Annotated in this window: 15 protein-coding genes, 1 tRNA gene and 1 pseudogene; 13 read left to right on the top strand and 4 right to left on the bottom strand. The window is 73.2% G+C overall.

Going from position 1 to position 20,727, the window contains the following annotated elements; genetic code table 11:
* Positions 1-437 precede the first annotated feature (437 nt).
* The 5 genes and pseudogenes from ACIQF6_RS27815 to ACIQF6_RS27795 all read left to right on the top strand — a co-directional run bounded on the left by ACIQF6_RS27815 (position 438) and on the right by ACIQF6_RS27795 (position 5,864).
* Entirely contained in the window at positions 438-1,418 is a 981-nt protein-coding gene (locus ACIQF6_RS27815; protein ID WP_400899714.1) for an HAD family hydrolase, read from the top strand.
* Positions 1,419-2,634: 1,216 nt separating this feature from the next.
* Positions 2,635-3,681, top strand: a pseudogene (locus tag ACIQF6_RS27810) (helix-turn-helix domain-containing protein); the annotation flags it as partial.
* A 728-nt stretch (positions 3,682-4,409) separates the two neighbouring features.
* Positions 4,410-5,012 (top strand): oligoribonuclease, encoded by a 603-nt coding sequence (gene orn, locus ACIQF6_RS27805; RefSeq protein WP_400899712.1) that lies wholly within the window; start codon positions 4,410-4,412, stop codon positions 5,010-5,012.
* 114 nt (positions 5,013-5,126) lie between these two features.
* Positions 5,127-5,202, top strand: a tRNA-His gene (locus ACIQF6_RS27800).
* Between the two features lie 215 nt (positions 5,203-5,417).
* A complete protein-coding gene (locus ACIQF6_RS27795) occupies positions 5,418-5,864 on the top strand; it encodes a DUF4442 domain-containing protein (protein WP_073815179.1) in 447 nt (148 codons plus the stop codon).
* Positions 5,865-6,165: 301 nt separating this feature from the next.
* On the opposite strand, the gene ACIQF6_RS27790 is transcribed toward ACIQF6_RS27795, so the two are convergent.
* Positions 6,166-7,230, bottom strand: a complete 1,065-nt coding sequence (locus ACIQF6_RS27790) for a LacI family DNA-binding transcriptional regulator (RefSeq protein WP_400899709.1) — start codon at positions 7,228-7,230, stop codon at positions 6,166-6,168.
* 681 nt (positions 7,231-7,911) lie between these two features.
* On the opposite strand from ACIQF6_RS27790, the gene ACIQF6_RS27785 reads away from it, so the two are divergent.
* The 5 genes from ACIQF6_RS27785 (at position 7,912) to ACIQF6_RS27765 (ending at position 13,699) form a co-directional block, all read left to right on the top strand.
* Positions 7,912-9,240, top strand: coding sequence for an ABC transporter substrate-binding protein (locus ACIQF6_RS27785; RefSeq protein WP_400899707.1), 1,329 nt, complete (start codon positions 7,912-7,914; stop codon positions 9,238-9,240).
* A 247-nt stretch (positions 9,241-9,487) separates the two neighbouring features.
* Positions 9,488-10,456 carry a carbohydrate ABC transporter permease gene (locus tag ACIQF6_RS27780; RefSeq protein ID WP_400899705.1) on the top strand — a complete coding sequence of 323 codons (969 nt, stop codon included), beginning with the start codon at positions 9,488-9,490 and terminating at the stop codon, positions 10,454-10,456.
* A 1-nt stretch (position 10,457) separates the two neighbouring features.
* Positions 10,458-11,378, top strand: coding sequence for a carbohydrate ABC transporter permease (locus ACIQF6_RS27775; protein ID WP_400899703.1), 921 nt, complete (start codon positions 10,458-10,460; stop codon positions 11,376-11,378).
* A 61-nt stretch (positions 11,379-11,439) separates the two neighbouring features.
* A complete protein-coding gene (locus ACIQF6_RS27770; protein WP_400899701.1) occupies positions 11,440-12,903 on the top strand; it encodes a glycoside hydrolase family 1 protein in 1,464 nt (487 codons plus the stop codon).
* An 82-nt stretch (positions 12,904-12,985) separates the two neighbouring features.
* Positions 12,986-13,699 carry a hypothetical protein gene (locus ACIQF6_RS27765; RefSeq protein ID WP_400899699.1) on the top strand — a complete coding sequence of 238 codons (714 nt, stop codon included), beginning with the start codon at positions 12,986-12,988 and terminating at the stop codon, positions 13,697-13,699.
* 122 nt (positions 13,700-13,821) lie between these two features.
* On the opposite strand, the gene ACIQF6_RS27760 is transcribed toward ACIQF6_RS27765, so the two are convergent.
* Both ACIQF6_RS27760 and ACIQF6_RS27755 read right to left on the bottom strand, forming a co-directional pair.
* On the bottom strand, positions 13,822-14,706 hold the full coding sequence (locus ACIQF6_RS27760) for a spermidine synthase (protein ID WP_400899697.1): 885 nt from the start codon (positions 14,704-14,706) through the stop codon (positions 13,822-13,824).
* A gap of 106 nt (positions 14,707-14,812) precedes the next feature.
* Positions 14,813-15,259: a hypothetical protein gene (locus ACIQF6_RS27755; protein WP_400899695.1), complete on the bottom strand. Its 447-nt coding sequence runs from the start codon at positions 15,257-15,259 to the stop codon at positions 14,813-14,815.
* 334 nt (positions 15,260-15,593) lie between these two features.
* Between ACIQF6_RS27755 and ACIQF6_RS27750 the strand changes: the two genes are divergently transcribed.
* Positions 15,594-17,072: a tetratricopeptide repeat protein gene (locus ACIQF6_RS27750; protein ID WP_400899693.1), complete on the top strand. Its 1,479-nt coding sequence runs from the start codon at positions 15,594-15,596 to the stop codon at positions 17,070-17,072.
* Positions 17,073-17,079: 7 nt separating this feature from the next.
* Here the strand turns inward: ACIQF6_RS27750 and ACIQF6_RS27745 are convergent, their stop codons facing one another.
* Entirely contained in the window at positions 17,080-17,727 is a 648-nt protein-coding gene (locus ACIQF6_RS27745) for a histidine phosphatase family protein (protein WP_400899691.1), read from the bottom strand.
* A 183-nt stretch (positions 17,728-17,910) separates the two neighbouring features.
* On the opposite strand from ACIQF6_RS27745, the gene ACIQF6_RS27740 reads away from it, so the two are divergent.
* Entirely contained in the window at positions 17,911-19,128 is a 1,218-nt protein-coding gene (locus ACIQF6_RS27740; RefSeq protein WP_400899689.1) for a hypothetical protein, read from the top strand.
* On the top strand, positions 19,125-20,723 hold the full coding sequence (locus ACIQF6_RS27735; protein WP_400899687.1) for a hypothetical protein: 1,599 nt from the start codon (positions 19,125-19,127) through the stop codon (positions 20,721-20,723). The genes ACIQF6_RS27740 and ACIQF6_RS27735 overlap by 4 nt, the downstream gene beginning before the upstream one ends.
* The last annotated feature ends 4 nt before the right edge of the window (positions 20,724-20,727 follow it).

Genomic DNA, 20,727 nt, shown 5'->3' with positions numbered 1-20,727 from the left:
CGACCGAGGCGGCGGACCGTTCGGAAACGACAACCACCGTTGGCGACCTGTGCCTTTCAGAGTACGGCGCGGAATGGGCCGCACCCAGCGGCGAAGCCCTCAGTACGACCAGGTTCCCGCTTGTGGGGGAATCACACGCCGGCGTGTGCGCCCCTTCTGCGGCGGGTTCCATGGAGCTTGACCGACGACCTGCGGTGCGCGCAACAGGGCAGGCACACAACGTGATCCGACTGTCATCGTCAGAGATCGCCGCTGCCCGAGGACGGTGCGGGTGAGCTGTCGGCCGGGGCCCCGCACGGCAGTTGGAGGGGCGCGAAAGAGGGAATTGGGGCGATCATGGCCCGAGTTGAGTGCGTACCAGCCGGATTCGGCCAATTCATGGGAATTCGATTCGCCTTTGGCAATTGCCACCTGCATATGGGGCGCCCACTGGCACCATGCTCGACATGCCGCTGCTGTTGCTCGACCTCGACAACACCTTGCTGCCCAGGGATGCCGCGTTCCGAGCCTGGGCAGAAGACTTCCTCACCGAGAACGGCCTGCCCACCGACGACATCGACTGGTTGGTCATGCTCGACGGCAGCGGCTACGTGCCGCGGAGCACCGTACTGGGCGCGGCGAAACGCCGCTACGGCATCGACCACTCGATCGAATCGATGCTCGGGCACTACCGACACAGCATCAACTCCCACATCAACTGCCCGGATTCACACGTGAGCGCGTTACGCGCGGCCCGCGAGGCGGGGTGGACGCTGGGGATCGTCAGCAACGGCGGAACGCTGCCGCAGTTGGAGAAGATCCGGCTCACCGGGCTGGCCGCCATGGTGGACGGCTGGGTCATTTCGGAGGAGGCCCGCTGCGTCAAACCGGATCCGTTGATCTTCGAAATCGCGGCGCGCCGCTGCGGGTTCCGCCCGGCGAGCGACTGGACCGCGCAGACCTGGATGGTCGGCGACTACGGTCCGTCCGACATCGCAGGGGCAGAAGCCACCGGGCTCCGCAGTGTCTGGTTGCACCACGGCCGTCCGTGGGCCGAGCGGGGCTACCGTCCGACGGTCAGCGCGCCGAACCTTCCGGATGCGGTGCGCCTGATTCTCGGCGCGGCCGAACGCCCCACCACAGCAAGGAACTTCGCCGCCGCAATACCCGGCCGCAAGCGCCCGCCCCGTACCCGCATCGCCATCCCGGCCTCCAGGCTGGCCCCCGCCTCCGCCCCGAACGGGCTGAGGCCGCCCTTCGCCCAGCCCGTGTCGTTCACCCGGGCAGTGCCGCTGACCCCGCTCGGTCCCGTCTCCGCCTCCGCCATCTCCCCTGCCGGCGCCCAGGCCGCGCCGATCGCAGCGTCGACCGGTGCATCGGCCGTCGCAGCGCCGGTCGCACCGTCCGGTCGGCCCTCCGCCCTGCCGCCCGTCGCATAGGACCCCGCGGGGCCCCTGGGCCCCCTCCGGGCAACGCCTCGGCAGCCGGCGAGCACTTCCCCGAGGCGGGCACCGAACTTCCGCACAGCAAGGTCGAGTTGCCAGGTCATGGCTCATGCCGCAGATCGGCCACGCATGAGACTGGCACCGCATGAGATGGCACCGCATCCGACCGCCACCGCGTCCCGGCCGCGCCCTGCCGCCGCCACGCCCCACCGCCCCGCGTCCCACCACCACCGCGTCCGGCCGCCGACGTTTCCAGCTGGCGACGTTTCCAGCTGGCGGCGCTTCCGGCTGGCGATGCTCCCTCACGTGTATTCGAGGTCCTGCCCCGACGGGCCGGTGGCGGGGTGGGAGTGGCCCCTCGGCGAGGGATTGGATTCGGACGAATGTACGGCCCGGGCTCGGCGGCGTGGGGCGCAGGGCGGGGTGGCTGGCCGATGGGGGGTCTTGGGGTGGGTGGGGCCAGTGGGGCTGGTGTGGCAGGAGAGAAATGGTGGGCACGAAGTGACGGAGTGTGAGGTGGGAGGCGGTCGGAGGTGGCCGGTTCGGGTTGGGCCGAGGGGCTGACGGGGCGCGGGGATCATGGCTCAGGTGTGCGCTGTGGCGCGTGGGAGGTAGGTTCACGCCCCCGATTTGAACCGTATGTTTTCGGCCAACTTGCGGGCCCGACCCGCCGTTCGGGCAAAGTCGCAGCACACAGCGGCCGGCGGGTGCACCGTTGGCGGGTAAATCATGAACAGGTCGTGCGACAACCAGCCACGGTTGCCCGCGCCCCCTTCACAGCGGGGTCGACGGGTGCCACGCTTCGTGATCGAATGCTTCACGCCAAATTGCCATGTCGACATAGCGTCGGATGGTGAACTTGTCACAACGGCAACGGTCCACCAAGTAGATTCGATCTTGGCTCGCAGAGCGGCAGCCGAGACCACCACACCACCGAGGGGGCTGGAGCGCCTTGAGCAGGGTGAGCAGGAGCGACGCGGGTCCTGAAGGCGGCCGCCAGCCGTCGGGCCTTCCCGGTGGCGGGTCGAGACTCGGCAAGTTCGGTGGCACGTCGCCCGGTTCACTCGGTACGGGATCGACTGGCCATCAGTTCAACGGCGGCAACACACCATTGACGGCCGGTCAGTACACCACAACTCCGGCTCCGCAGCCTCCCTCCACCGTCGCCGGTCACGGCAGTCTCGCCACCGGCCCGTCCGGCCCCTCCACCATGGGCCCCGGCTCCGACACGCTCACCGCCACCGGCCCGGGCGTGCTGGGCTCGCCGCGCAAGCTGGCCGGGCGGCGACGACGCGAGACGGTGGCGGTGCTGCTGTTCAGTGGGGCGCCGATCTTCGAGAGCTCGATCCCGCTGTCGGTGTTCGGCGTGGACCGGCAGGACGCCGGAGTCCCCCGCTACCGCCTGCTGGTGTGCGCCGGCGAGGAGGGACCGCTGACCACCACCGGCGGTCTGACCCTCACCGCACCCTACGGGCTGGAGGCCCTGTCCCGGGCCGGCACCATCGTGGTCCCCGCCTGGCGCTCGATCTCGCAGCCGCCGCCGGTCGAAGCCATCGCCGCCCTGCGCAAGGCGCACCACGAGGGGGCCAGGATCATCGGCCTCTGCACCGGCGCCTTCGTCCTGGCCGCGGCCGGGCTGCTCGACGGGCGTCCGGCGACCACCCACTGGATGTACGCGCCGACGCTGGCCAAGCGCTACCCGCGGGTCCACGTCGATCCGCGCGAGCTGTTCGTGGACGACGGCGACGTGCTGACCTCCGCCGGGACCGCGGCCGGCATCGACCTGTGCCTGCACGTGGTCCGCACCGACCACGGCGCGGAGGCCGCCAACGCGCTCGCCCGAAGGCTGGTGGTGCCCAACCGGCGCGGTGGCGGAGGTCAGGCCCAATACATCGATCAGTCTTTACCTGAAGAGATCGGCAACGACCCGCTGGCCGAGGTGGTCACCTGGGCGTTGGAGAACCTCAACCAGCAGTTCGACGTCGAGGTCCTGGCGGCCCGCGCCTACATGTCGCGGCGCACCTTCGACCGCCGGTTCCGCACGCTCACCGGCAGTGCCCCGCTGCAGTGGCTGATCACCCAGCGGGTGCTGCAGGCGCAGCGGTTGCTGGAGACCTCCGACCTGTCGGTGGACGACGTGGCCCGCCGGTGCGGCTTCCGCTCCCCGGTGGCGCTGCGCGGTCACTTCCGCCGCCAGCTCGGTGTCTCCCCGGCCGCGTACCGGACCACCTTCCGGGCCCGCCGTCCGGCTGCCGGCGCTTCGGCGCTGCCCGCGCCGGGTGTCCCGGCCGAGCGCGCCGCAGGTGCGCCGGGCGGTTCGGTGGCCGGACAGGGCGGGCACGGCCAGCAGGCCCAGGGCCCGTCCGGGAACGTCGGGGTGACACACGGCCAGGGTGCCGCTGCGGCCACGGCCAACGGTCCCGGCACGGGTGGTCCGGCCGGTGCGGCGGGGCGTCCGCGGCAGCGTCCGCTGGTGCCGCCGCAGGCCGGCCCGCCGGCGGGAGCGTTCGGTTCGCGGGCGCCGGAACGTCCGGGCGACCCCCGGTACACCGGCCGTCCCAGCGGCGCCGGGGGCACGGGATCGGTGCAGCCCGGTCACCCGGGCGGGCAGTCCGGCGTCCCGTACCCGGGCGCCCACCAGGGTCCTCCGCCCGCGCATGCGCACGCGCAGCCGTCGCCCGGCCAGCCGGTGCGGCCCAGTGCGGCGTACCCGGGCGGTCGCGGCTCGGCGCCGGTCGATCGGCCCGACCGCGCCACCGGGCCGGAGCGCACCGACCTTCCGGAGCACGTCGACCGTCCGGACCGTCCGGTGGAGCACGCGATCGCGGAGGAGCCGGACGGTCAGCAGCCCAGCGCCCGCGGTCGGCAGTCGGCGCACCGTCCGGAGGCCGAGCCGGAGCGCGGGGCGCGCGGGACGGCGGACTTCACCCCGGACGGGGCGCGTGCAGTGTCGGGGGCGCGTGATCGCGCCGTAGGGTGAGGGGCGTGAATGAGCGTTTGGTATGGATCGACTGTGAGATGACCGGCCTCGACCTCGATCGGGACGCCCTGATCGAGGTCGCCGCCCTGGTGACCGACTCCGAGCTGAACGTGCTCGGCGAGGGCGTGGATGTGATCATCCGCCCGCCCGCGGAGGCGCTGGAGAACATGCCCGAGGTGGTGCGCGAGATGCACACCGCCTCGGGCCTGCTCGACGAGCTCGCGGACGGCCTGACCATGGACGAGGCCCAGGCGCAGGTGCTGGCGTACATCCGCGAGCACGTGCCGGAGGCCGGCAAGGCGCCGCTGTGCGGAAACTCGGTGGGCACCGACCGCGGCTTCCTGTCCCGGGACATGTCGGAACTCGAGAGGCACCTGCACTACCGGATAGTGGACGTCTCCTCGATCAAGGAGCTGGCCCGCCGCTGGTACCCCCGCGCCTACTACAACAGCCCGCAGAAGGGCGGCAGCCACCGCGCGCTGGCGGACATCCGCGAGTCGATCGCCGAACTCCGCTACTACCGCGAGGCGGTGTTCGTGCCGCAGCCCGGTCCGGACACCGACACCGTCCGGGAGATCGCCGCCCGCCACCAGGTGTCCACCACCTGACCAGGGCTCGGGTCGGAGTGCTCCGGGAAACCCTGGCGCAAGCACCCCTCGGCATCCTGTAGAGTTCTTCCTGTCGGAGCGGGAACGCGAAAGCGGGAAAGCGCCGGACAGATGGTGGGCGTAGCTCAGTTGGTAGAGCACCTGGTTGTGGTCCAGGTGGCCGCGGGTTCGAGTCCCGTCGCTCACCCCATCGAAGAAGGGCCCTGGTCAAGGGAATTGACCAGGGCCCTTCTTGTATTTCCGCACCGGCCGCCACATCCGGCTCCGGCCGCAGCACTCAAGACGCGCACCCGCACACCCGCACACCCGCACACCCGCACACCCGCACACCTGACGCGACATCATCACGGTCGTCGATCCGTTCCACCATGGACGTCGAAGCTACCTGTCAGTAACATCGGCGCCATGACCACTACTGCGATCGGCCAGCTGCTCACCGACACCGTCCCGATGGTGAAGACCCTGCAGCTGGAGTACCTGGAGACCACCCCGGAGCGGGCCGTGCTGCGGCTGCCCGACCTGCCGGAGTACCGCAACCACGTGGGCGGCCCGCACGCGGGCGCGATGTTCACGCTGGCCGAGTCGGCGAGCGGCGCGATCGTGCTGGCCGCGTTCGGCGACCAGCTGGGCCGCGCGGTCCCGCTGCCCACGGTCGGCGAGATCTCGTTCAAGAAGCTCGCTCGCGGCGTGGTGACGGCCACGGCCACGCTGGGCCGCCCGGTCGCCGACGTGCTCGCCGAGCTGGACGAGGGCAAGCGCCCCGAGTTCCCGATCACCGTCGAGATCACCCGCGAGGACGGCGCCGTCACCGGCGTCCTGGAGATCGTCTGGACGCTGCGCCCCAACTCCTGACCCACGCCGAGATCTCGGGCCCGCAGCCGAACGCCGGGCCCGAGCTCCGGCCCGGGCCCGCACCCGGGCCCGCACCCGCGCCCGCGCCCGCACCGGACGGGGACCGCACCGCCGCACCCGAGCTCCGGCCCCACCGGCACCCAGGCCCGACCCGAAGCGCCCCGCCCCGACCCGACCTGAGCCGAACCGGACCGAACCGGACCGAGCCGAACCGGACCGGACCGAGCCGAACCGGACCGAACCGGACCGAGTCGAGCCGAGCCGGACCGGACCGCCTGGCCCACCCCGCCCCAAGTCCCGGTCAGGCCGAGTCGCGGACGATCAGCTCGGTCGCCAGCACCACCTGCCGCCGCGCGCGGCCGCGTTCGGCGATCTCGTCCAGCAGCAGCCGGACCATCGTGCGCCCCATCTCCTCGATCGGCTGGCGAACGCTGGTCATCGGCGGATCGGTGTGCCGGGCCACGATCGAGTCGTCGAAGCCGATCACGGCGACGTCGTCGGGGATCCGTCGGCCGGCGGCTCGCAGTACCTGCATGGCGCCGGCCGCCATCACGTCGGACGCGCAGAACACGCCGTCCAGGTCGGGCCGCCGTTCCAGGAGTTCGCGCATCGCGCTCCGTCCGCCTTCCTCGGTGAAGTCGGCCCGGCCGACCAGCTCCTCGTCGTAGGTGTGCCCGGCCTCCTCCAGGGCCCGGCGGTAGCCGCCGAGTCGGGCCTGGGCGACCTCCATGTCCAGCGGGCCGGTGAGGGTGGCGACCTGGCGGCAGCCGCGGCGCAGCAGGTGTCGGACGGCCATCCGGGCGCCGCCCGCGTTGTCGGCGTGGACGTAGCTGAGCGGTTCGAGGTCGCCGCGCCGGCCGGCCAGCACCGACGGGATCTCCAGGCGCTCCAGCAGAGCCGGTAGCGGGTCGTCGCGGTGCACCGACACCACCAGGACGCCGTCGACCCGCTGGGCCGTCAGGTAGGCCGAGAGGCGCTCGCGCTCGCGCTGGTTGCGGACCAGGATCAGCAGCAACTGGAGGTCGGTCTCGGCGAGTTCGGCCGAGACGCCGCTGATGATGTCGGAGAAGTACGGCTCGGAGAACAGCCGGGTCTCGGCCTCGGGGACGACCAGCGCGATGGAGTCGGTGCGCGAGGTGACCAGCGTGCGGGCGGCCCGGTTGGGGACGTAGCCGAGTTCGGCGATGGCGTTCTGGACGGCCTCGCGGGCCTTGGCGCTGACCCGGGGCGAGCCGTTGACGACCCGGGAGACGGTGCCGCGGCCGACGCCGGCCAGCGCGGCCACCTCCTCCAGGGTGGGGCGCGCGGCGGCTCTGCCCCCGGCGTCCGGACGGGGCGCTTCGGGGCGCTGTGCGGTCGGGCTCATCGCTGCACCTCTCGGTCTCTGTGAGGAATGGGACGGGCGGGGCGGACGGGTCGAACGGAACAGGCAGGACCGGGCAGCGCGGTCGGTACCCGGCCCCGCCGAGGCCTCCCACCCCCGCACGCGACGCACGGTCCTCCCACGCCCGCACGCGACGCACGATCCGCCCACGCCAGTACGGGCGACGGCCCGCCCGAGCCGGTACGGACGGGTTCATTGTGGCCGGTCCCGCACCGCCCACCACCACCCGGGGCCGACCGCACTTCGCCCCCGGAGCAGCTCGATCCCAGCGCGGGCCCCGGCACCGGCCCGAGCCGCGGCCCCAACGCCGTTCCCAGCACCGACCCCAGCACCGACCCGAGCCGCGGTCCCGGCACCGACCCGAGCCGCGGTCCCGGCACCGACCCAACCACAGCCTGCCCACAGCCCGCCCACGCCCCGCCCGCGCCCCGCCCGCGACCGCGCGCAGCCCGGCACCGCCCACCCGCGGCCCGGAAACGCTCCGGCAACGTTTGCGTCACCACGTCTTGACACTCACCCCCGCGACCCAGCAACCTTCCGGCATGCCAGATGTGGGAGCGCTCCCACACTGTAGCCAACATTCGGCGCACAAAGAACATCCCAGAACCTCTCCGCTCCACCCCGGAAGACCCGGATCACCACCCGGACAAAGGAGTTCGCCCCATGCGCACCACCTCCCGCCCCCGCAGAGCCGCCGTTCTCGCCACTGCGGCAGTGGCCACCTCCGCCCTGCTGCTCTCGGCCTGCTCGTCCGGCTCGGACAGCGGTGGCAGCGGCAGCGGTTCGAACGACGCCAACGCGAAGGTCACCCTGACGGTCGGCGACTTCGGCACCTTCGGCTACAAGGAGGCCGGCCTGTACGACGAGTACATGGCCGCGCACCCGAACGTCACGATCAAGTACGACACCGTCCAGGACGGCCAGAAGTACTGGGACGCGCTGACCACCCACCTGGCGTCCGGCAGCGGTCTGGCCGACGTCCAGGCGGTCGAGGTCGGCTACATCGCGCAGGCCGCCAACACCCTGGGCGACAAGTTCGTGGACCTCGGCAAGGCCGACGGTGTCAACCCGGCCAACTGGCTGGACTGGAAGACGAAGCAGGCCACCACCCCGAAGGGTGCGCTGATCGGCCTGGGCACCGACATCGGCCCAATGGCGATCTGCTACCGCACGGACCTGTTCCAGCAGGCCGGTCTGCCCACCGACCGCACCGAGGTCGGCAAGCTGTGGGCGGGCGACTGGTCGAAGTTCGTCGACGCGGGCAAGACCTACCAGTCGAAGGCTCCGGCGGGGACGTTCTTCACCGACTCCGCCTCCGGCCTGTTCAACGCCGCACTGTCGGCCGAGCCCCTCCAGTACTCGGACGAGAGCGGCAAGTTGGTCTACAAGGACAGCCCGGGCGTCAAGAAGGCCTGGGACCTGTCGGTCTCCGCCGCACAGGCGAAGATCAGCGCCGGTCTGCGCCAGTTCCAGGACCCGTGGAACGCGGCGTTCGCCAACGCCAAGTTCGCCACCGTGGTCTGCCCGTCCTGGATGACCGGCGTCATCAGCAAGTACTCGGGCGACTCCGGCAAGGGCAAGTGGGACGTCGCGGCCCCGCCGGTCGCCGGCAACTGGGGCGGCGCGTTCCTGACCGTCCCGAAGGCCGGCAAGCACACCAAGGAGGCCGCCGCGCTGGCCGCCTGGCTGACCGCGCCGGAGCAGCAGGCCAAGGTGTTCACCAAGGTCGGCAACCTGCCGTCGACCATCGGCGGCCTCCAGCAGCCCGCCGTCCAGGGCGCCAAGGCGGAGTACCTGAGCAACGCCCCGACCGGCCAGATCTTCGCCGCGTCCGCGCAGTCCATCAAGCCGGCGCCGATCGGTGAGCAGGACGGCAACGTGAAGACGATCATCACCGACAACGGCGTCCTCGACATCGAGGAGCACGGCACCGACCCGGCCAAGGCCTGGAGCAACGTCACCAAGCTGGTCGACGACAAGGTCGGCCACTGACCCGGGCCAGTACCCGCCGGCCGCCGACCCGGGCCGACACCCCAACCGTCGACACCCCCGGCGCCGGCCGCCGACCCGGGCCGACACCCCCGCCGACCCCCGCCGACCGCCGCCGACCGCCGGTGACCGCCACTGGTGACAGCCGCCGGTGACCTCCGGTGACCGGCCCCAACTGCCCGGCCGGGTCCGCCCACCCGGCCGGGCGCCGTTCCGCCGCCCCTCGCCACCTCCGGGAAGGAAACCCCAAGTGGCCACCAACGTCCGCGCCGAGGCCCCGCCCGTCGCCCCGGGGCGCCCCGCCTGGCGCTCCCGCCTGTACCGGTTCGACCTGAAGGCGTCGCCGTACGCCTTCATCGCCCCGTTCTTCCTCTGCTTCGCCGCCTTCGGCCTGTTCCCGCTGATCTGGACGGGCTGGCTGTCGCTGCACTACGTCGACCTGCTGAAGCCGGACGTGCTGGAGTGGAAGGGCCTCGGCAACTACACCCGGCTGTGGTCCAACGACCAGTTCTGGACGGCGCTGCGCAACACGTTCACGATCGGGGTGATCTCCACCGTCCCGCAGCTGCTGATGGCGCTGGGGCTCGCCCACCTGCTGAACTACCGGATGCGGGCCCGCGGTTTCTTCCGGGTCGCGATCCTCGCCCCGTACGCCACCTCGATCGCCGCCGCGACCCTGGTGTTCGTCCAACTGTTCAACCCGGACTACGGGTTCATCAACTGGGCGCTGGACGCGGTCGGCATCCACCACACCAACTGGTACGCCGACACCTGGCCGTCGCAGATCGCCATCTCCACGATCGTCACCTGGCGCTGGACCGGCTACAACGCGCTGATCTACCTGGCCGCGATGCAGGCGGTGCCGAAGGACCTGTACGAGGCGGCCGGTCTGGACGGGGCCAACCGCTGGCAGCAGTTCACCCGGATCACCGTCCCGTCGATCCGGCCGACCATCCTGTTCACCATCATCGTCTCGACCATCGGCGCGACCCAGCTGTTCGGCGAGCCGATGCTGTTCGGCGGCGGGGTGGGCGTGTCCGGCGGATCCGCGCACCAGTTCCAGACGCTCAGCCTGTACATGTACGAACTGGGCTGGCCGTCACGCCAGTTGGGCCGGGCCTCGGCGGTGGCCTGGACGATGCTGCTGATCCTGCTGCTGATCGGCCTGGTGCAGTTCCTGATCACCCGTTACCGCAAGCGCCACGAGCTGGGAGGCTGACATGGCCGCCACCCTGTCCACCCCCACCCCCGCCCCCGGCAGTGCGCGGCGGGCCGAGCAGGACCGTCCGCGCGGACTGTTCCGCCGTCGGGCCGGCGACCACGACAAGGCCGGCCCGGTCGCCTACCTGCTGCTGGCCGTCGCCGCGGTGGTCTCGTTGTTCCCGCTGTACTGGACCTTCGTCGCGGCATCGAACACCGGCGAGCGGGTGGCCCAGTCGCCGCCGCCGATGGTTCCCGGAGACCGGTTGTGGGCCAATGTCTCCACCGCCTGGGAGCAGGCCGACATGGGCACGGCGCTGCTGAACTCCACCGTGGTGGCGGGCTGTGTGGCACTGTCCACGGTGCTGTTCTCCACGCTGGCCGGCTTCGCCTTCGCCAAGTTGCGCTTCCGCGGCCGGAACGCGCTGCTCACCCTGGTGGTCGCCACCATGACCATTCCGCCGCAGCTCAGCGTGATCCCGCTGTACCGGATCATCACGAAGCTGGACTGGGGCAACCACCTGCAGTCGGTCATCCTGCCCTCGCTGGTGGCGGCGTTCGGCGTGTTCTTCATGCGTCAGTTCCTGTCCGAGGCACTGCCGTTCGAGCTGATCGAGGCGGCCCGGGTGGACGGCGCACACAGCCTGCGGATCATCTGGCACGTGGTGTTCCCGGTGGCCAGGCCCGCGATGGCGGTGCTCGGCATGCTGGTGTTCGTCCAGTCCTGGAACGACTTCTTCTGGCCCTTCGTGGTCCTCACCCAGCAGAACCCGACCGTGCAGGTCGCGCTCTCGGCGATCGGCGGCGGCTCGGGCCACGACATCAACCAGGCCGTGATCATGACCGGCGCGTTGGTCGGCACCCTGCCGCTGCTACTGATATTCGCCGTTCTGGGGAAGCACATTGTCGGCGGGATCACGTCCGGCGCCGTCAAGAGCTGACCCTCTGGAAGACCCCGGTACCTCCGCCCTGTCCACCCCTCAGCCATGGGAGCGCTCCCGAATGACCATGACCGATCCGACCACCGCCGCCCACGCCGCCGCGTCGGCCCCCCGGGTCGCCTTCCCGGCCGGCTTCGCCTGGGGCGCGGCCACCGCGGCCTACCAGATCGAGGGCGCCGCCGCCGAGGACGGCCGCACCCCCTCCATCTGGGACACCTTCTGCCGCACCCCCGGGAAGGTCGCGAACGGCGACACCGGCGACATCGCGGTCGACCACTACCACCGCTTCCGCGAGGACGTCCGGCTGATGGCCGACCTCGGCCTCACCTCGTACCGGTTCTCGCTGTCCTGGCCGCGGATCCAGCCGACCGGCCGCGGCCCCGCCGTGGAGCGCGGACTCGACTTCTACCGGGCCCTGGTGGACACCCTGCTGGAGCACGGCATCTCCCCCGTCGCCACCCTCTACCACTGGGACCTCCCGGAGCACCTGGAGCAGGCCGGCGGCTGGCCGGTCCGCGAGACCGCCCACCGCTTCGCCGACTACGCGGCGCTCGCCGCCCGCGCGCTCGGCGACCGGGTGCCGCTCTGGACCACCTTCAACGAGCCCTGGTGCAGCGCCTTCCTGGGCTACGGCTCCGGCGTCCACGCCCCCGGCCGCACCAACCCGGCGGCCGCGCTCAAGGCCGCCCACCACCTCAACCTCGGCCACGGTCTGGCCGTCGGCGCGCTGCGCGAACTGCTGCCGGCGTCCGCGCAGGTCGCGGTCTCGCTCAACCTGCACCTGGTCCGCCCGCTCACCGACAGCGCCGAGGACCGGGAGGCGGCCCGCCGGATCGACGCGGTCGGCAACCGGATCTGGACCGGCCCGATGTTCGGCGGCGGCTACCCCGCGGACCTGATCGCCGACACCGCCTCGATCGTCGACTGGGACGAGTTGGTCCGGCCCGGCGACGAGGCCGAGATCGGCCGGCCGATCGACCTGCTCGGCCTCAACTACTACAACCCGACCGTCGTTTCGGCCCCGCAGAAGGACGCCGCGCACGCCGGGACGGACGGCCCCGCCCGCTTCGACGGCCACGGCGACAGCGCGCACAGCCCCTGGCCCGGCGCCGAGGACGTGGTCTTCCACCTCGCCAACGACGACCTCACCGCGATGGGCTGGCCGATCGACGCCACCGGCCTGTCCGAATCGCTGATCGGCATGCACCGCGACTTCGGCCTGCCGCTGATGGTCACCGAGAACGGCGCCGCCTTCGAGGACGTGGCCGGCCCGGACGGCGAGGTCGACGACCCGGAGCGGATCCGCTACCTCCGCCTGCACCTGTCGGCGGTGGCCGACGCGATCGCCGCCGGGGCGGACGTCCGCGGCTACTACCTCTGGTCGCTGCTGGACAACTTCGAGTGGGCGTACGGGTACGACAAGCGTTTCGGCATCGTGCGCGTCGACTACGAGACCCAGCGGCGCACCCCCAAGGCCAGCGCCCGCTGGTACGCGGAGGTGATCCGACGCGGGGGGCTCGACTGACGACCTCCCCGCATCCCACTCGATGTGACGGAGTGTGAGCGACGGCCGTGACCGGCGAGGCCCCGGTTCGTTCTCCCCTGGTGTGCGAACCAACCACGCGAAACGGCTGCGACGTTCGGACACCCCCCGGCGCCGGTGGGGCCGGCCCGGGGCGCTGGCGGCGGGCGGGGTGCTCGCCGTCCAGCTGCTGGGCCTGGCCCTCGGCGCCGCCGACGCCCACGCCACCGGGGCCGGCGCCGCCACCGCCCACCCCCGCATCCTCGGTCCGGGCTCCCCCGCCGACGAGACCGCGCTGCTCGGCGGCACCGGCCCCGCGCTGACCGGCGCGGTCGGCGAACTCGGCGCCGTCCTGGAGCAGCACCTCCGCAACGGTGAGCTCCCGCTCCCCGGCCAGCACGCCGACGGCCCCGACGCCTTCGCCATCGCCACCAGGCTGCTCTCCGGCGTCCCCCAGCAGTCCCGCACCGAGGACCGCGCCTCCCGCTCCGGCCCCACCGAAGGCCGCCCCGCAGCCCGTGTTCCCGCCCCTGCCGCCCCCGCCGACCCCGCCCAGGACCAGGCCACCCCGCTCCCCTCCCGCCGGCACGTCGACAACCTCACCACCTCGCCCGACCGGCTCCCGCCGCCCCCCGCCCCCACTCCCGGGAACGACGCCCCGCTCGCCCCGCTGGCCGCCACCCCCGCCGACCCCGACGACGGAGACTCCACCGCCGCCGTCCTCCTCCCCATCGCCGCCGGCCTCCTCCTCACCGCCGCCGCCACCTACAAACACCGCGGCCTCCCGGGCGGCCACTGACCGTTCTCCCCGACGGCCTGCCGATCCCCGACCCGGTGTCGTCGACGCCACCGCAGCCGTGCCAACCGTTCCGGCCCGACCCGGACCTGGCCGCGGTGCTGCGCCGGGCGACCGTCAGCAGCTCAGCCGAAGGCCTTCGGCGGCGGGGCCGGGGACCGGACGGCCCGGGTGTCGGGGACGGGGGTGGCGCCGGCGAGGAAGTCGGCGAGGTCGCGGGCGTGGAGGAGGCGGGCCTGGGCGGGGTCGGCGGCCAGGCGGCGGGTGAGGTCGGTGAGCGGGAGCGGGGTGTGGGCGGCGGCCAGGACCAGGTTGCCGAAGCGCTTGCCGCGCAGGACGGCGGGGTCGGCGATCAGGCAGACCTCGGGGAAGACCGCCAGCAGGGTCGCGGCCTGGGCGCGGGCGAAGGCGAGTTGGCCGCCGTCGGTGATGTTGGCGACGTAGCGGCCGGCCCCCGTCAGGGCGCTCGCGGCGAGCTGGGCGAACTCGACGGTGGCGCAGTGGGCCGGGACCCTGGCACCCGCGAAGACGTCGGCGATCACCAGGTCGGTGGAGCCCTCCGGGGTGCGTACCAGGACGGCGCGGGCATCGCCGCCGCGGACCCGGATCTGCCAGCCGCGGTCGAGCGGCAGCTCGGTGCGGACGAGTTCGGTGAGCGCGGTGTCGATCTCGGCGACCTGCTGCCGGGAGCGCGGCCGGGTGGCGGCCGTGTAGCGGGCCAGGGTGAGCGCGCCGCCGCCGAGGTGGAGTACCGAGATCGGCTGGCGCGCGGGGGCCGCGAGGTCGATCAGGTGGCCGATCCGCCGCTGGTACTCGAAGCCGAGGTGGGTGGGGTCGGCGAGGTCCACCAGCGACTGCGGGGCGCCGTCGAGGACGAGCTCCCAGGCGTGCGGCCGGTCGCGGTCGGGGCGCAGTTCGGCGGTGCCGGAGGCGACCGTCGCGGTCAGCGGGCCCTCGGTGTGTGCGCGGCCGGGGACGGCGGGGGCGGGGGTGGTACGTGAGCGGCCCATACGCCCATTATCCGATGATCACCCGAACCCCGACCTCGCAGGGCGCATCGCAGGGCGCACCGCGGCGCACACCGCAGAACGCGCCGCCGGCCGCCGCCGGCGCAGCTCAGAGCGGCCCCAGCCCGCCCGCCGTGAGGGTGGTCGCGGCTTCGCAGAGCGCCGAGCGGAGCACCCACGCGTCGGTGGGGCGGACGCAGTGCTGCGGGCCGGACGGCGGGATGATCCAGCAGGGGTCGGTGGGCGGGAGCAGCTCGGCCCCCGGGGTACAGGTCGAGCCGGGCAGGTGCCAGCGCAGCGCGGTGCCCGCGGGGACGAGGAAGGCGATCGCCGAGCCCCCGGCGCACTGCTGGACGGCCCCGCAGGCCCGCCGCAGCCGGAGGATGTCGACCGCTTCGAGCCCGTGCCGGACCTGCACCGTCACGGTGTCGTACTGGACGACCCGCCCGACCACACCACCGCCCGGGCCGGCGCCGGTGCAGGCGGAGACGGCCGACGGGGCGGGCAGCACGGCCGGGGCAGCCGGGCGGCGGTACTGGGGAACTCCGGTGGCCATGGGGGACCTCCTGTCGCCTGGGGTCGCGCGGACACCGGACGGCGCTCCGCCACCCGGTCGGGCAACGGGGGCCGGCACGGGAGGGGGCCCGTGTCGCCGGTGTCCATGTATCAGGACAACGCGCGACCGGGCGTCCAGGCCACGGCCTCGGATACGGCAAGCCATGGCATTTCATGGCGGAACGCAGCAACTCTGTCCGCATTGTCCGCAATTGACCCACCCTCGAATGACAACCCACTGTGTACGCCGAGTAACTGCGGGTACTGTCGTGCCGACGCGGCGGCCCTCACTCGGAGCCCGTCGCGACCGCGTCGGTACGACCTCGGAGTGCAGCATGGCAGCCACGCGGACCGGCAAGCCCCGGCCGGCGACCGTCCCCAACCAGGCGATGCGGGCGCTGCGCGGCGACCTCTCCCCCAGGGAGTTCGCCACGCTGGTCCGTCGGCGGGCTCGGGAGATCGGCGAGCACGTGTCCTGCGACGCGCGCTACATCGGGCGGGTGGAGGCCGGAGAGATCCGCTGCCCCAACTACGCCTACCAGCGGGTGTTCCGGCACATGTGGCCGGAGAAGTCGCTGGTGGATCTCGGATTCGCCCCACGCAAGGCCGCCCGCCGCACCTCGCCCAACTCCGACCGGACCGTCGACCCGAGCACCGCTCCGAGCACCGCCCTGACCACCGACCGGCCCCTCCGTCCCACCGCGCCACCATCCACCGATCCGGCCGTCGGACCTGCCGTCCCGGTAGGCCCGCCGGACCCGTCACATCGCTATGACGAGGAGGACGACGTGCTTCGCCGTACGTTTCTGAATGGTGCCCCCGCCGCAGCGGCAGCCGCACTCGGCATGGACAGGTTGCCGCAGTCCGCCGCCCCACCGCAGCCCGCCGACCCGGCGGCGTCGGAGCGCCGCCGGGTCGGCGCGGCCGAGGTGCGCGGCGTCGAGCAGGTGGTCCGGGACATCCGGCTGCTGGACGACGTGCACGGCGCGGACAGCCTGTTCGAGCTGGCCGGCCAGTCGCTGCGCAGCGCCTACCTCCTGCTCAACGACGGCGACTACAACGAGGCCACCGGGCGCCGCCTCCAGCGCGGCGCCGGCGAACTCGCCATCTCGGTGGGCTGGTTGGCGCACGACTCGAACCGGCTGCTGGAGGCCAGGTCGTTCTACTCGGAGGCGCTGGCCACCGCCCGGATGACCCAGGACGCGGCCCTGGAGGCGCACGTCTTCAGCAACATCTCCTTCCTGGCCCGGGAGGACGGCCGGGCCCGAGAGGCGCTGCGGGCCGCGCAGGCCGGGCAGGCCGCAGCCGCCGGGCTGGGTTCGGAGCGGCTGCGGTCGCTGATGGCGATGCGCGAGGCCAACAGCTGGTCGCTGCTCGGCGACCGGAGGGCCTACGAGCAGGCGTTGACCCGGGCGTACGCGCTCTTCGACCGGGGGCCGCGAGACGCCGACCCGGAGTGGATGTCCTTCTTCGGGGAGGCCGAGTTGGCGGGTCAGGAGGCGCAGTGCTGGGCGCGGCTCGGCGACTGGGAGCGGGCGAGTGTCCGGGCCGAGCAGGCGGTGGGGCTCCAACTGCCGCACTTCGTCCGCAACCGGGCGCTGTACACCGCCGAGTTGGCGCGCGACCGGCTGGGCCGGGGCGATCTGGCGGGCGCCGCCGTGCACGGGGGCGCGGCGGTGGCGATGTTCGACCAGGTCCGCTCGACGCGGATCCGCAGCATGGTGGCCCACACCGCGGATCAGCTGCGCGCGCACTCCTCCGTGCCGGAGGTACGGACGTTCCTGGAGCGCTACGACGACGCCACGGCCGCCTGACCGACCGTCAGGACGGCTGCTCCAGGTGGCTGTGGTCGTTCCAGATCTCGACCGCGGGCAGCCCGTACTCCCAGGACAGCACGGAGAGCGCGGCGGTGCCGAGCTTGAAGCGCTGCGCGTACTCGGGCGGGAGGCCGAGCCAGCGGGCGGTGAGGATGCGCAGCAGGTGGCCGTGGGCGAACAGCACGACCTCGCAGTCGGCGCAGTGCATGGTGGTGGTGTTCGCGTCGGGGACGCCGTGCCGCGCGTTGAGTTCGGCGAGGAAGGAGTCGACCCGGGCGGCCACCTCGGAAAGCTTCTCGCCGCCGGGCACGCCGTCGCGCCAGATCAGCCAGCCGGGCCGGTCGGTGGCGCGGATGTCGGCGCCGGTGCGGCCCTCGTACTGGCCGTAGTCCCATTCGAGCAGTTCGGGGCGGTCGACGGCGCGGTCGCCGAAGCCGGCGAGTTCGGCGGTGTCGCGGGCGCGGGAGAGCGGGCTGGTGTAGACGGTCGCCTCGGGCAGGCCGTTCCACGGGGCGCGGGAGAGGCGCTCGCCGAGGGCGCGGGCCATGCCGCGGCCTTCGTCGGTGAGCGGGATGTCGGTGCGGCCGGTGTGCCGGCCGGTGGCCGACCAGGCGGTCTCGCCGTGGCGGACCAGCACGATACGGGCGGGCATGGGGGTCTACCTCGTTCGAAGGGAGCTCGAAAGCGATCTCGAAGGCGTTCTCGATGGGCTTCGAGGACTGCGGTGCGCGGGCCGCGCCGTTGCGGACCTGCGGCCCATGATCCCTCACCGGGAGCGCCGGATCGAGCGACGGGCTCCGCTTTGTCGGCGCCGGATGCGAGACTGGGCCGCACCATGAACGTCTCGCACTTGGGGCAGGCTTCCCCGCCGCTTCGGCGGCTCTCCGAGCTGCGCGGCTCCGCGCCGCAGCGCAGTCTCGACGCCCGGGCCCTCGCCGCTCTCGCCGCCAATCCCGGATGCCGCCGCCGCGCGCTGCTGGATGCCGCGGGGGTGGACAAGACCGCGCTGGCCGACCGGTTGGGCCGGCCCGCGCCGTTCGGCCAGTCGCCGTTCGCGATCCGTCGCGGCCTGCAGTTCGAGTCCCGTCTGAAGCGGGACGCCTACGCGGTGCTGCTGGAGCCGCTGCGCAGGCTGCTGGGGGTGCCCGAGGAGGAGGTGGCGTCGTTGGCGGTGCCGGATCTGCTGCCGTCGCAGTCCCCTGCGGTGCGCGCGGAGCGGACGCTGGCGGCGCTGGCCGAGGCCTCGGCCGATCCGGCGGCGTGGACGTTGCTGGACCATCCGATGCTGCGCCTGGAGGTGGCCGGCAGCCCGGCGTACCTGGAGCCGGACGCGGTGGTGGTGCACGGCGGCCGGTGCACCGTGGTGGAGATCAAGTCCTTTCCGGTGCTGGACGGTTCGGCCGATCCGGCGAAGGTCGGCGCGGCGGCCCGGCAGGCCGCGGTGTACGTGCTGGCCCTCCAGGAGGCGGCGGCCCGGCTGGCCGGCCGCGAGCCGTCCGCCGATCCCTACGCGGTGCAGGAGCTGCCGGGCGCACCGGAGTTGACGGCGCTGCTGGTCTGCCCGAAGGACTTCTCCAACCGCCCGGTCGCGGTGCCGGTCGATGTGCGGCGCGAACTGTCCACCACCCGGCGGCAGTTGTCGCGGATGACCAGGGTGGAGCAGTTGCTCGCGGCGCTGCCCGAGGGGGTGACCTTCGACCTGGCGCGGGACGACTCGGGGGCGCCGACCCGTCCGGTCGAGGAGTTGGCCGAGGCGGTGGCGGCGGTGCCGGCGGCGTACGGGCCGGAGTGCATCTCGACCTGCGAGCTGGGTTTCCACTGCCGGGCGCAGGCCAGGTGTGCGGGCGCGGTGGAGCAGTTGGGCCGCGGGGTGCGCGGGGAGCTGGGTTCGCTGCGCACCGTGGAGGCGGCGCTGGCGGCGGCCGAGCGGGGTTCCGAGCCGGGCGTGGAGCCCGCGCTGCTGGCGGAGCTGGGCCTGGACGAGGCGTCCGAGCGGCTGGCGTACGCGGCGCGGCTGCGGGCGGAGGCGCTGACGGCCGGGGGCGTGCGGTGAGCCTGCTGTCCACGCTGGCGCGCCTGGAGGCGGTGCGCGGTCAGCGGGCGGAGCCGTTGGCGACGGTGCGGCACCGTCATCTGTCGGAGCGTCCGATGGTGCTGGTGCCGTTGGCGGCGGCGGGTGAGGCGGGTGCGCCGCTGGCGGTGCTGCTGGGGACGGACCGGGAGGCGCCGCGGCTGCACCTGGTGCCGCAGCCGTTGAACCGGACGCAGCGTTCGGAGTTCCTGGCGGCGATGGCGGCGGACGTGGTGCCGTACCTGGAGTCGTTCGGCGAGCAGGTGGAGTTGCTGGAGGGTTCGGAGAAGGACCCGGTCAGCGGCGAGAAGGTGCCGGTGGTGCGGGAGTTGTGCGCGGACGCGCCGCAGCTGGTGGTGCCGAACGCGGCGGGGGTGGCGCATCTGGCGCTGCTGGGGCGTTCCACCCGGTTCCGCCGCACGGCGGAGGACCCGGATCCGGGCGAGTACCCGGCGCCGACCCGGGTTCCGCTGCTGGGGCGGTGGTTGACGCACCTGACGGACCGGGCGCAGGTGCCGGGTTCGTCGATGCTGCTGGCGATGACGGGGCTGCTGGCGCGGCACTTCGCGACGGGGCAGTCGAATCTGGAGGACCAGCATCTGGCGGCCCGGCTGGCCTGGCATCTTCCGCCGGAGGGTCTGGAGCCGGCCGTGACGGGTGCGGCGGCCTCGGAGTGGGTGGAGTCGGCGCGCGACCGGGACGGTCTGCTGGTGCATCCGCCGGCCGGTCCGGCGACGGATCCGAGGTTCGACGAGCGGGTGCTGGCCCCGGCGATCCTGCGGCACGACGCGGCGGCGGCGCTGTGGGAGCGGGCCGAGGCCTCGCGGGACGCGGCGGAGTCGGGCCGCGCGGCCGGGCTGGTCGAGCGGGCCCGGGCGGAGCTGGCCCGGGTGCTGCTGGCGGCGACGCTGCCGACCTGGCACGACGTGTGGCACGGTCTGGATCTGCTGCGGGAGCTGCCGCCGGCGGGTCATCTGCCGGACCGCTGGGAGAGCGACCGCTGGTCGTTCACCATGCACCGGGACCGGGTGGCGGCGGGCGAGCCGCCGCAGCCGCGCCGGGACGACGCGGTGACGGCGGCCCGCAAGCTGGCGCAGCGCGAGCGGGAGCAGGCGAAGCTGGAGATCCAGGAGGCGCTGGACGATCCGCTGGCGATGGCGGAGCGCCGGCTCGCGGGCGAGGCGTTCGCCGGCGAGGTGGTGGACGTGGTGCCGGAGTGGTCCGAGGGCCGTTCCCCGAAGCCGCGTCCGCTGCTGGTGGTGCGGACGGGCGACCGTCCGCACGCCGATCCGGGCCGGGAGGTGTACCGGGCGCACGCGGAGCCGGCGCAGCGGGCGGAGATCGTCTCGTCGGAGCCGGGCGAGGTGGTGGTGCGGCTGCTGTCGGGCATGGGCCGGCGGAAGGATCCGGAGCCGGGCAGTGTGCCGGCGGCGGGCGACCGGGTGGTGTTCACGCTGTTCGAGTTGACGCCCCGCCAGTCGGCGCCGTTGCCGGAGCCGGCGGACACTCCGTGGACGCACGGCGGCCCGCCGGTGGTCGGCGAGGATTCACCGGCCGGTTCGGACGAATGGGAATGACGTA

Origin of the sequence: Kitasatospora sp. NPDC092948, assembly GCF_044754805.1 — a bacterium.
Lineage (GTDB): Bacteria > Actinomycetota > Actinomycetes > Streptomycetales > Streptomycetaceae > Kitasatospora.
Note: the sequence above shows the minus strand (reverse complement) of the source record. Positions and strands in the feature narration are given on the sequence as shown.